The 12337-nt window shown below is 70.4% G+C and carries 9 protein-coding genes; 5 read left to right on the forward strand and 4 right to left on the reverse strand.

Features of this window, described 5'->3' with window-relative positions:
- Positions 1-106: 106 nt before the first annotated feature.
- The 3 genes from JOF43_RS05060 to JOF43_RS05070 are packed head-to-tail and all read right to left on the reverse strand — an operon-like array spanning position 107 to position 4016.
- Entirely contained in the window at positions 107-1156 is a 1050-nt protein-coding gene (locus tag JOF43_RS05060; RefSeq protein WP_209899953.1) for a LacI family DNA-binding transcriptional regulator, read from the reverse strand.
- A 54-nt stretch (positions 1157-1210) separates the two neighbouring features.
- Positions 1211-2491 (reverse strand): ABC transporter substrate-binding protein, encoded by a 1281-nt coding sequence (locus tag JOF43_RS05065; protein WP_209899955.1) that lies wholly within the window; start codon positions 2489-2491, stop codon positions 1211-1213.
- A gap of 43 nt (positions 2492-2534) precedes the next feature.
- The gene (locus JOF43_RS05070) at positions 2535-4016 is read right to left on the reverse strand and encodes a sulfatase-like hydrolase/transferase (RefSeq protein ID WP_209899957.1); all 1482 of its coding nucleotides are present in this window, start codon (positions 4014-4016) and stop codon (positions 2535-2537) included.
- 327 nt (positions 4017-4343) lie between these two features.
- Between JOF43_RS05070 and JOF43_RS05075 the strand changes: the two genes are divergently transcribed.
- Positions 4344-5411 carry a CAAX protease gene (locus JOF43_RS05075; protein ID WP_209899959.1) on the forward strand — a complete coding sequence of 356 codons (1068 nt, stop codon included), beginning with the start codon at positions 4344-4346 and terminating at the stop codon, positions 5409-5411.
- Positions 5412-5475: 64 nt separating this feature from the next.
- On the opposite strand, the gene JOF43_RS05080 is transcribed toward JOF43_RS05075, so the two are convergent.
- On the reverse strand, positions 5476-6540 hold the full coding sequence (locus JOF43_RS05080) for a LacI family DNA-binding transcriptional regulator (protein ID WP_425351486.1): 1065 nt from the start codon (positions 6538-6540) through the stop codon (positions 5476-5478).
- A 255-nt stretch (positions 6541-6795) separates the two neighbouring features.
- Between JOF43_RS05080 and JOF43_RS05085 the strand changes: the two genes are divergently transcribed.
- From JOF43_RS05085 to JOF43_RS05100, 4 genes are all read left to right on the forward strand, one after another.
- Positions 6796-7797: an ABC transporter permease gene (locus JOF43_RS05085; RefSeq protein WP_209899962.1), complete on the forward strand. Its 1002-nt coding sequence runs from the start codon at positions 6796-6798 to the stop codon at positions 7795-7797.
- Entirely contained in the window at positions 7794-8756 is a 963-nt protein-coding gene (locus JOF43_RS05090) for a carbohydrate ABC transporter permease (protein ID WP_245354018.1), read from the forward strand. The genes JOF43_RS05085 and JOF43_RS05090 overlap by 4 nt, the downstream gene beginning before the upstream one ends.
- 82 nt (positions 8757-8838) lie before the next feature.
- Positions 8839-10479, forward strand: a complete 1641-nt coding sequence (locus tag JOF43_RS05095; RefSeq protein ID WP_209899964.1) for a type 2 periplasmic-binding domain-containing protein — start codon at positions 8839-8841, stop codon at positions 10477-10479.
- 105 nt (positions 10480-10584) lie between these two features.
- Entirely contained in the window at positions 10585-12234 is a 1650-nt protein-coding gene (locus JOF43_RS05100) for a type 2 periplasmic-binding domain-containing protein (protein ID WP_209899966.1), read from the forward strand.
- Positions 12235-12337: the final 103 nt, after the last annotated feature.

The following is a 12337-nucleotide window of genomic DNA, read 5'->3' on the forward strand; positions in this document are numbered from 1 at the left end:
GAGCCCAGCGTAGGGAGGGCAGGGAGGTCGAGGGATCGGCCGCGCGGCTGATGGACCGGGACGCGCCATCCACCGATCGGCAGGCAGGCGCGGTCTCCGCGGTCGATCAGATCCCGGTTCCGGTGGATTCGCGGACGACCAGCTCGAACGGGGCGAAGTGCTCGCCGTCGGGCGCGGCGGGGCCCGCGTCGTCCCCTGGCAGCACGCCACCGACCTGCGCCTCGAGCGCCTCGACCGCCGACCGGGCGACGGCCTCGCGGTCCGGGGCGATCGTGGTCAGCGACGGGGAGACGGAGCGGGCGTAGGGGATGTCGTCGAAGCCCATCACCGCGACGTCGCGGGGGACCGCGAGCCCACGGGCATGCAGGGCACGGATCGCCCCCATCGCGACCCAGTCGGTGACGGCGAACAGCGCGTCCGGCACCTCGTCGACCTCCGCCAGCATCCGGGCGGTGGCGCTCTCCCCGGCGTCGCCGGTGTTCGCGGTGATCGGGCGCGTCAGCTCGGGCAGCACCGGGAGCCCGGCCGCGCGGACCCCGTCGATCAGCCCCTGGGCGCGTCCCGGTTCCGCACCCGGGGACGGGGCACCGATCAGGGCGATGCGTCGGCGGCCGGTGGCGAGGAGGTGCTGGGCGGCGGCGAGGCCTGCGGCGTGGTTGTCGATCCCGACGTGGGGGACGGGCCCGGGCACAGGGTGATCGCCGAGGACGACCAGCGGGGTGGGATCGGGGCGGGCAGCGATCTCCTCGGCCTCCAGCCACTGGGTGCTGAGGATCATCCCGTCGAGGCGCTGCGGATGGTCGCCGAGCAGGGCACGGCGCTCGCCGTCGAGGTCGCCGCCCGTCTGGTGCATCAGCACGAACCATCCGTGCTCCCCGGCGGCCTCGACCACGCTCCCCGCCAGGGAGGCGAAGTAGGGCAGGTCCAGCCGGGGCACGGTCAGCGCGATCACGCCGGAGCGCCCCCGGGCGAGATTGCGGGCGGAGAGATTGGGCCGGTAGCGGACCTGGTCGACCGCGGCGAGCACCTTGGCGCGGGTCGCCTCGGACACCGGGGCGTATCCGCCCATGACATTCGAGACCGTCTTCATCGACACGCCGGCGACCGCGGCGACGTCGGTCAGGCGCGGCCGGGGAGAGCGTCGGTCCGTCGTCATCGCCCCAGCTTAGAGCGGGCAGCGACGGACCATGGGCAGCGAGGTGGCCGGTGCTCAGCCGCTCAGTGCGCTCGCGGCGGTCTCGACGAACGAAGCCGCCGCGGCCGACGCGGTGGTCCTGCCGAAGGCGACGTCCTCGTTGAGCCGGCCGAACTCGGTGCCCTGCAGCGCGCCGTAACCCCGGGGCCACGGGCCCGGCGGGGCGCCCGTGGTCCCGGTGACCTCCTCGACGTACGCCATCGCCTTCCCCGCGGCGGAATCGGCCGACTCCCCCAGCAGATCACGGGTGGTGGCCGAGGGCGGCACCCCGAGGCTCAGCCCGATCGACGTGATCGCCGCGGGCTCGCTGACGAGGAAGTCGACCACGGCGGCGGCATCCTCGGGCCGTGCGCTGGTCGAGAGGATCGACCAGAAGTCGAGGGCCGTGACGAACTGGCCCGAGCGGTCCCCGGCCGTTGCCCCCGGGATGTCACCGACCTCGAGCGGGTGCTCCGGCATCACGGGCTGGAAGAACGTGACCTGCTGGACCCAGCCGAAGGTGACCGCGGCATTCAGCGTCGCGAACGGGGAGTTCTCGAAACCGGTGGCCTCGGCGGTGATCTCGGGCGGGGGAGCGGCACCCGCGTCGCGCAGGTCCTGCCACATCACCAGCCACTGCTCGATCACGTCGGTCCCGACGGCGAGGGACTGGCCGTCGAACAGCTCGGTGCCGTGCTGGCGGGCGAAGACCTCGAACAGCTGGAGGTCGGCGCCGGCATCGGCGGTGCCGTAGGTTCCCGGTCCGGCCTGCTCGGCGAGGGCCGTGGCGAACTCGGTGAACTCCTGCCAGCTCCATGCCCCGGGCAGCTCGAGCCCGTGCTCCTGGGCCAGGTGAGGATTGCGGAAGGTGGTCTGGGTGATCGAGGACTGGCCGATCCCGAACCTCCCGTCGTCGGTGGTGCCGGCCGTCGCGGCGTCCTCGTCGAAACCCGAGATGTCGATCGCCTGGCCCGTGAGGTCGCTGAGGTCCAGCAGCGCACCGCGATCGGCGTACTCGGTCAGCCAGGTCATCGACATGCGCACCAGGTCGGGTCCCTGCCCACCGGCGACCTGGGTGGCGAGCTTGTCCCAGTAGTCGTCGAAGGCGGCCTTCTGAGGGGTGACCGGGACGTCGGGATGCTCCTGCTGGTACTTCTCGAGAGCGCCTCCCACGCCGTCATGGACGGGCTGGCCGCCGTACCAGGCGACGAGCAGGTCTGCCGAGGCGTTCCGCGCGCCGGGGCCGCAGGCCCCCAGGGGGAGGGCCGCGGCGGCGCCGCCGGCGGCCAGGAGGGATCGTCGGGTGAAGCGGGTCATGGCAGGACCTCCCGGGCTTCGGACGGAGCGACGCGGACCCGGGTCAGGCCCAGCGCCAGTTGTGGGGACGGGTGCGCGGTGTGTAGGCGCCGGTGGGCAGGTCGTCGGCCGCTCGCATCATCCAGCGCACCAGGTCACGGTGCAGTTCCGCGCGGACCTGCTGATGGCCGGGGTCGGCGGCGAGGTCGTGGATCTCGAAGGGATCGGCTTCCAGGTCATGGAGCGTGTCGTGGCCGCGGTCGTCGACCACGAGCTTGTGGCGTCCGCGCACGAGCATGCGCATCTCCCCTCCCAGGGTCACCGAGTTCAGCTCGTCGAAGGAGGCGCCCTCGTAGGGGAAATGCAGGGGAGGCCGGTCGGTCTCGGTGTAGGACACGCCCCCGTATCCGAGCTCGCCCAGGATCGAGCCGAACTCCGCGGCCGGGGCGTCCTCGCCGCGCAGCAGCGGGTCCAGGGAGCGGCCCTGGACCCCGGCGGGGATCTGCCCGGTCAGGCGCTCGGCCAGGGTGGGCAGGACGTCGATGATCGAAACGGGCTCGTCGCGCACCTGCGACGCGATCCCGGGACCGGCGAAGCCCAGCGGGATGCGCATCAGCACGTCGGGCATCGCCGCCCCCTTGCGCTGCAGTCCGTACTCGCCGGTGAAGTCGCCGTGGTCGGACAGCACCACCACGAGGGTCTCCCGGCCGCCGGCGGCGACGGCGTCGAGCAGACGGCCGATCTGGTCGTCGATCAGCCGCAGCATGCCCAGGTAGTTCGCGCGATAGCGCCGCCAGTCGCGGTCGGAGCCGGGGCGCTTGTCCTCGAGCAGCCGGTGCAGCCAGCGGAAGCGCCAGTCCATGCCGTCCAGCACGCTCGCGTCGGTCGCGCGCTCGGGGACCTCGTCCTCGAACATGCTGAAGTACGGCTCGGGCGCCTGGTACGGGTTGTGGGGCTCGGGGAAGGAGACCCACAGGAAGCGCGGGTGGTCCCTCGGGGCTGCCTCGAGCGCGTCCAGGGCCCCGTCGACGATGCGGGTGGGGAACTGGTCCGCCAGCGGGAAGGGGGTCGGGGTGTTCGCGACGCCGTGGTCGAGGTCGCGCTGCCAGCTCTCGAAGCCCGCATGATCCTCGTCGTCGCCGGCCGAAGGCCCCGAGCGCGTCGGGTCCGGTCCGCTGTCGTGGAAGTACGGGCCGGTGTAGGTGTCGAAGTCCTGCGGGCCGGGGTGCATGTGCGGCTTCCCGCTGAAGTGCAGGGAGTACCCGGCCCCGCGCAGCACCTCCAGCAGGTCGGTCCCGTAGTGCGCGTGGGCGGCGGTGCTGTTCTGTCGCACCCGGTGCGCGGTGGGGAAGCGGCCGGTCAGCAGGCTGGTCCGGGCCGGTACGCACACGGGGGAGGTGGTGTAGGCCCGCTCGAAACGGGTGCCCGCGGCGAGCAGGGCGTCGGTGCGGGGCATGGTGTCGGGACCGCCCTGGGCGGCCGTGCAGCCGACGCGCTGCTGGTCGGTCATCAGCACGATGACGTCCGGGGCGGGGGTCTCCGGCATGCACTGCCTCCTCGTCGCGACGGGCCGGTCCTGGCGGATCCGATGCCGTCCGCCGACTCTACAGCGCTGTAGAGCGGTGAGGTCAAGACCTCCCGCGGTTGGTCCCCAGGACGGGCGGGGCGCCGAGGCGGTCGCTCTCAGGCCGGCCCCCATGCGGCGGACCTACAGTGGTCGGGCCATGTCTCGACTCCTCGCGCTCCCCACCGACCGGCCCGTGCCGGTAGCTCCTCGGCCGCTCCATGCCCCCTGCTCGCTGACGACGCGGTGCCGCCCCGGCCCCGCCGGCCGTGCGACCGCGGGCCGCCACGAGGGTGCGGAGGGCACCGCATGAGCGCCGCCCCGGCGGGCCGGCTCACCCCGTACCACCGCCTGGCCACGCTGCGTCCTGCCTGGTCGGGCCGCGCCAAACCCCTGCTGACGGTGGCCGCTGCCTTCGTCGCGTATGTCGTGCTGGCCTCCGTGCTGCTGGTGCTCACGATCCTCGTGCTCGCCGTCGCTCCCGGGGTGAACGTCGCGATCGGTGTCACCAGCGGGGACCCCACCAGTCCGCTCGACGTGGGCCTCGCGCTGGCCATGGGAGCGATGTGGCTGCCCGCCGGGATGGTCGGGGTGCGCGTCGGCGGGTGGCGTCCGCTCGGCCTGAGCTGGTCGGTCGCGGCGCGCTTCCGCCGTGAGCTGCTGAGCCGAACGGGTGCCTGGGCGGCGGCCGGCGCGCTGCTCGTGGTCGCGGTCGCTGCACTCGCGGGAATGCTCGCGGGATCCGGAGATGCCGTCGATGCCGGAACCGGTGGCACGGCCCCCGCCGGCGCCTCGGCCCTCCAGCTCGTGCTGCTGGTAGTGATCGTGCTGGTCCTGGCGCCGCTCCAGGCGATCGGCCTCGAGCTGACGCTGCGCGGCGTGCTCCTCCAGGCCGTCGGCACCTGGGTGCGCAGCCCGGTCGTCCCGATCCTCGTGGTCACCGCGGTCGTGCTCATCGGCCGCGAGCTCACCGGCGCCGTGGTGATCCCGACGCTGGCCCTGGCGTTCGCCGCGGCGGTGCTCGCGTGGAAGACCGGTGGCCTCGAGCTGCCGATCGCGCTCACGCTCACCCTCACCACGGTGTCGCTCCTCGTCTCCGCCCTCGGTGCGGGCACGGGCGCCGGCATGGGGGCCTCCGCCCTGAGCGCCGCCACCGCCGCCCCGGGCACCTCCGCCGCGGCGCTCGCGGCGCACGAGGCCGGCGGCCCGTTCCAGGGCGCCGATGCCGCTCTCGCCGGCGGCGTGGCCGCCGCGGTCGCCCTCGTGGCGCTCACCGTCGTGATCGTGGTCGTGGTGAGCAGGCGCGAGAGGATCGGAGTGCTCGAACCCGTCGGTCGCCCCGCCTCCGACCCCGCCCCGGAGCCCATTGCCTTCTGAGCCGTCCGGGCGGCGCGCAGGGGGGGATTCCGTGGGGCGTCGTCGCGGCGGCCCGCGACCGCTGTCAGTCCGGGGCGGGCCCGGTCGACCCTCGCCAGATCACCGTCGACAGGGCTTCCTCCTCGGGGAGCGGCTGCTCGCGGAGGGCCGCGATGAGGCGGCTCATGGCGTTGCGACCCAGCTGACGCCGGTCGTCCTTGACGGTCGTGAGCGTGGGCCACAGGTGAGCGCCGAGGAACTGGTTGTCCCAGCCGGTCACGCTGAGGTCCTCCGGAACGCTCCATCCGCGTTCGCGGGCGCCGTTGATCACCCCGGCGGCGATCGTGTCGCTCCCGGCGATCACCGCGGTGGGGCGGTCCTGCTCCGCCAGGGACATGATCGCCTCCTGCCCCGATCTCGCGGACCAGATGCCCGTGTGCACCCGCGGTGGCCCGACGTGCAGCCGGTCGACGGACCCGAGGAACACCTCACGGCGATTGCGGGCCGAGGCGTAGGTCAGATCGCCGGTCACATGGAGGAACCGTCGGTGTCCCAGGCGGTGGAGACCGTCCATCAGCTCGGCGATCGGAGCGCCGTCCGCCATGGCGCCCATGCTGCGGGTGTTCTCGTCGTAGTCCGCCGAGGCGACGATCGCCGCGCGGCCCGGGTAGCTGTGCTCGGTCTCCGGAGGCAGGGGTGCGAGCGCGAGGACTCCGTCCACCTGTCCGGAGTCGGCGATCTGCAGGACACGTTCGAAGGCCGCATGCGCGTCGCCCTCCACGCTCAGCACCTCGAGGGCGTACCCCTCGGCGGTGGCGATGTCGATGGCACCGCTCAGCGCGGGCGCCTGGAAGCCGCTGACCGCGGGCAGCAGCACCCCGATGCGCTGGGTGCGACGCGTGCGCATGGTCCGCGCCGACAGGTTGGGCCGGTACCCGAGCTCCGCGATGGCCAGGCGCACCTTCTCCTGGGTCTGGGGTTTCATCCCCGTGTCCGCGCGAAGGTACCGCGAGACCGTCTGGTGGGAGACTCCGGCTGCCGCCGCGACCTGCCAGATCGTCGCCCGCGAGGTGCTTTTCGTCGAGTCTCGCTGCATCTGGTCGCCCCTCGGGTCGGATCGTGGTCGTGAGTGCTGCGGCAGATCCTCCATGATTCCCAGTATTCCTGGCCCGAACCTTGCGGGTGCCTGGGACGGGGGCTTCGCACAGGGGCCGAGGGGCGAGCGATCGGGCCAGGGGGTTGCGCGCTCGACCCACTGCATCTAACGTGAGAATCCCAGAGTGATCGATCACTATGCGATGGAGCAGATTGTGGGCCGATGGCAGTGCGGGCGTTCCCAGCAACCTCGGGAAAGCGCATACAGATTCTCAGCAGGATCCCGACTCCTCACGAAGGGGGCGCCGCGATGACAGCAGACGTCGAGAACTCCTCCCCGCCCCGGAAGGAGAAGGAGTCCCGCAGGGCGCGCGGCTCCCGAGCCGGAAGGCCGCGAGCGCAGATGCGGTGGTGGCGACGGATGTGGCGCGACCGCACCGTGCTGCTGCTGGCACTGCCCGGCATGGCGGTGATCATCGTCTTCCAGTATCTGGCGCTGGGCGGCAACGTGATCGCCTTCCAGGACTTCCAGCCGTACCTGGGGATCTCCGAGAGCCTCTGGGTCGGTTTCGAGAACTTCCAGATCCTGGTCAACGGAGACCCCGAGTTCCTGAACGCGCTGCGCAACACGCTGATCATCACTGCGCTGCAGACGGTCATCGTCTTCCCGGCGCCGATCATCCTGGCGCTCATCCTGCACAGCCTGGTCTCCAACAAGGTTCGTCAGCTGGTCCAGTCCGTGCTGTACCTGCCCCACTTCCTGTCCTGGGTGATCGTCGTGGCGGTCTTCCAGCAGATGCTCGGCGGTGCCGGGCTGCTCAACAACTTCCTGCGCGCCAACGGGTGGGAGCCCATCGACATCATCGGCAATGCCGACGTCTTCTACGCGCTCATCACCTCCCAGGTGATCTGGAAGGACACGGGGTGGGCGACGATCCTCTTCCTCGCCGTCCTCGCGGGGATCGACAAATCGCTCTACGAAGCCGCGGCCGTGGACGGTGCGACCCGCTGGCACCAGACGTGGCACGTGACGCTCCCGGGCATGCGGCCGATCATCATCATGCTCTTCATCCTGAAGCTCGGTGACTCCCTCTCCGTCGGCTTCGAGCAGCTGATCCTGCAGCAGGACGCGGTCGGGGCGGGCGTCGCCCAAGTGCTCGACACCTACGTCTACAACAACGGCGTGGTCGGCGGCTACTGGGGCGTCTCCGCCGCGGTCGGGCTGGTCAAGGGCGTCGTCGGGCTGATCCTCGTGCTGATGGCCAACAAGATCGCGCACGCGTTCGGTGAGGAAGGGGTGTACAAGGCATGACCGCGACCAAGACATCGACGGATGCGCGCGGGACCGACAAGGGCCGCCGCGGCACCTCCCGGCGCAAGAAGCCCCGGATGATCGACGGCATCGCGACACCGGGCCCCACCGAGTCGGTGATCAAGGGCGTCATCCTCACGATCGCCTGCGCCGCGGTGATCCTGCCCTTCGTGGGCGTCTTCTCCACGAGCATCGCCACGCCGGACCAGGTCACCAGGGCCGGCGGGTTCGTCCTGTTCCCCACCGGCATCGACTTCACCGCATACCAGATGATCTTCTCCGGCGGCGTGGTCACCCGTGCTCTCGGCGTCAGCCTGCTGGTCACCGTGGTCGGGACGTCCTTGAGCCTGTTCCTGACGGCGACCCTGGGCTGGGCGCTGAGCCGCAAGGGAGCCTTCGGGAACCGGCCGCTGCTGCTGCTGGTCCTGATCAGCTTGCTGTTCGGCCCCGGCATCATCCCCAGCTACCTGGTCGTCGAGCGGCTCGGACTGCTCGACAGCCTGTGGGCGCTGATCATCCCGACCTCCGTATCGGCTTTCAACGTGGTGGTGGTGCGGGCCTTCTTCGTGCAGCTTCCGCAGGAGATCCTCGACTCGGCCAAGGTCGACGGTGCCGGCGAGCTCCAGCTCTTCCTGCGCATCGGGCTGCCTCTGTCCAAACCGGTCTTCGCGGTCGTGGGCCTGTTCTACGGCGTGGGCTACTGGAACGCCTTCTTCAACGCGCTGCTCTATCTGAGCGACGCGAGCAAGTGGCCCCTGCAGATGGTGCTGCGCACGTACGTGGTGCAGGGCACGCAGCTCGGTGGTCAGGACCTCGGCATCGACACGTCGTCCCTGCCCCCGCAGACCTCCTTGCAGATGGCCATTCTCGTCATCTCCGTCGTCCCCGTGCTGATCGTCTACCCGTTCCTGCAGCGACATTTCGCCAAGGGAATGCTCACCGGTGCCGTCAAGGGCTGACGCCGCCACCCGTCACGGATCACGGCACCCACGCCGACGATCCCTGTTCACCTACTCGACGACGAGCGAAGGAGCAGTTCTCATGAATTCCTGGACCACCACCACCCGGCGCGGTCTCGTCAAGGGCGGCCTCGGCCTCGGCGCGGCCGCCGGGCTCGGCTCGCTGGGCCTTTCCTCCTGCAGCAACGAAGGGCGAGGCGGTGCCGAGCTCGGCGACAACTCGAACGTCACGCGACCGGATTACGTCCCCTTCGAGGGCGTCACCCTCGACCTCGAGGGGGACGACGAGATGGGCATCAGCGGCGCGATGCTCAACTACCCGGAGGACCCGCAGCCGGTCCATGAGGGCACGCCCGGGGACGGGGAGGACATCGGATTCTTCGTCCCCACCAACACCCCTGCGCCCCCGGGGCATGACAGCAACGCCTACTGGCAGGAATTCGACGAACGCCTCGGATCCCGGACCGCGATCTCCGTGGTGCCGACCGGCGACTTCGCCGACCGCTTCAACACCACCATCGCAGGCGATCGTCTTCCCGACATCTTCTCGTTCTTCCCCGGCGACGTGCCGAGCCTCCCCTCGATGCTCGCCGAGCGAGCCGCGGATCTCACCGACCTGCTCTCCGGGAGCGCGGTCGCGGACTATCCCTTCCTCGCGAACGTGCCGCCGAAGTCCTGGGACGCCTGCATCTACGGCGGGAAGATCTACAGCATCCCGGTGCCCCGCGGCGTCGTGCAGACCTCTGTGCTGTTCGCGCGCCAGGATCTCCTGGAGTCGGAGGGCCTCGAGGTCGACGTGAGCTCCCTGGAGACCTTCCTCGACTCGTGCAGGGAGTTGACCGGCGGGAACAGGTGGGCGCTCCCGCACGTCCCGCTCGGATTCCTTCGTCAGATGTTCGAGATCCCGAACGGATGGTCCGGGGACGCGGACGGTCTCACCAGCGCCAACGAGCACGAACGCCAGGAGGACGCCCTGGAGGCGGGCCGACGGATCGTCAAGGAGGGACTGGCCCACCCCGACTCCTTCTCCGTCGATCAGCCCAAGCGGAAGACCTGGGTCGCGGCCGGCACCACCCCCTTGATCTTCGACACGATGTCCGCCTGGCCGGACTTCGGGAACTTCGCCCTCCCGGACGGCTTCCGTCTCGAAGTGCTCCAGCCGCCGCTGGCAGAGGGAGGCGGAGTCGCCCCGGTGCACATGGGGCCGTCGACCCACAACATCACCTCGATCAGCAAGAAGTCCGAGGACCGCGCGGCCGCCCTCCTCGAGGTCCTCAACTACATCGCGGCACCCTTCGGGACCGCCGAGCATCTGTTCCTGTCGTACGGCGTGGAGGGAGTGCACCACGAGCTCGACGGCACGAACCCGGTGGTGACCGAGAAGGGACGCAGCGAGCTGCAGCTGAGTCAGAAGTACATGGCGCAGGGTCCGTGGGTCCACTTCAATGCGAAGGACTCCGCGGTCTCCCAGGCGCAGTACGACGCCTCGATGGAACTGGGCCCGACTGCCACGCACGATCCCGTCGAGGGCCTCTTCAGCGAGACCCAGAGCCGTCGAGGCAGACAGATCGGCACCACCCTCAGTGACCTGGAGACGGACATCCTCCAGGGCCGCAAGCCGGTCAGCGACTGGGCGAAAGGCGTGGAGACCTGGAAGAAGGGTGGTGGGGACGACATCCGCGACGAGTACCAGCAGGCGCTCGCCGAGAAGGCCGGCGGCTGACCGACGGCGCGGAGAAGGGAGCGGACTCCGCGCCCACGGGGGAGTGCTCTCCCGTCTCGATGATGCCGTTCCGCCACCCCACGGAAGAGCGAAGGAGCAGTCGTCATGACCTCGTCCACCACCACATCAGGAATCTCCCGACGGCGCGTCGTCCACGGGGGAGTCGGGCTAACGGCCGCCGCGGGCCTCGGTCCCCTGGGCCTCGCAGCCTGCAGCAACGAGGGCCGTGGAGGCGCAGAGCTCGGCGACAACGCGGACGTCACCCGACCCGACCACCTTCCCTTCGAGGGGGTCACCCTCGACCTCGAGGGGGATGACGAGGCGGGCATCAGCGGGGCGATGCTGGACTATCCCGCCGATCCCGAGTCGGTCGTCGACGGCCCGCCCGGTGACGGCGAGGACGTCGGATTCTTCGTGATGACCAATACGCCGGCACCCCCGGGGCGCAGCTCGAACGTGTTCTGGCAGGAGCTCGAGGACCGCCTGGGAGCCTCCACCGCGATCTCCGTGGTGCCGACCGGCGACTTCGCCGACCGCTTCACCACTACGGTGGCGGGCGATCGACTGCCCGACGTGTTCTCGTTCTTCCCCGGTGACGTCCCTGGTCTGCCGTCGATGCTGTCCGAGCGCGCGGCGGACCTGACCGACCTGCTCTCGGGTGGCGCGGTCGCGGAGTACCCGTTCCTGGCGAATGTGCCCCCGAGGTGCTGGGACTCGAGCATCTACGGCGGGCGGATCTATTCGGTCCCGATCCCGCGCGGGATCGTGCAGAGCACGGTGCTGTACGCCCGCCAGGACCTGGTGAAGGGCGAAGGGCTCGAGGTCGACGTGACCTCCCTGGAGGATTTCCACGAGTCATGCAGGGAGCTGACCGGTGGGAACCGCTGGGCACTCCCGCTGGTGCCGACCGGATTCCTGCGCCAGATGTTCGAGATCCCCAATGTGTGGTCCGGGGACGCCGACGCTCTGGTCAGCGCATTCGAGCACGAACGCCAGGAGGATGCGCTGGAGGCAGGCAGGAAGCTGGTCGAGGACGGTCTCGTCCATCCGGACGCCTTCACCGCGAACATCCCGCAGCGGAAGACGTGGGTGGTCGGTGGCACCTGCGCCCTCTTCTGGGGGACCCTCTCGGGGTGGCCCGACTTCGGCAACTTCCCGCTCCCGGACGGTTTCCGGCTGCGGGTGCTCCGGCCGCCGCTGGCGGAGGGGGGCGGGGCGGCGCCCGTGCACATGGGGGCGGCGACCCACAGCATCACCTCGATCAGCAAGAAGTCCGAGGATCGTGCGGCTGCTCTGCTCGAGGTGCTGAACTATTTCGCGGCACCCTTCGGATCCGCCGAGTACCTGTTTAACTCGTACGGCCTGGAGGGTGTCCACCACGAGCTCGACGGCACGAACCCGATCCTCACGGAGAAGGGCCGCCGCGAGCTGCAACTGGGGCAGAAGTACATCGCGCAGGGCCCTTGGGTCCATTTCAACCCGAGCGATTCCGAGGTCACCCAGGCGATGTACGACGTCACGCAGGAGCTGGCCCCGACGATCACGCACAATCCCGTCGAGGGTCTCTACAGCGAGACCCAGAGCCGCAAGGGCAAGCAGATCGGCACCGCCCTCGCAGACCTCGAGACGGACATCCTCCAGGGCCGCGAACCGGTGAGCTCCTGGGCGGACGGCGTGGCGACCTGGAAGAAGGGTGGTGGCGACGCCATGCGCGACGAGTACCAGCAGGCGCTCGCCGAGAAGGCCGACGGCTGACCGATCCCGCGAGCGGCGGAGGAGCATGCCCCATCGGTCATCACGAGACCCACGACCGAATACCCACCGCACTCGCCGCATCCCGCACCTGAACGAGGAGGAC

It is taken from the genome of Brachybacterium sacelli, assembly GCF_017876545.1.
Taxonomy (GTDB): Bacteria; Actinomycetota; Actinomycetes; order Actinomycetales; family Dermabacteraceae; genus Brachybacterium; species Brachybacterium sacelli.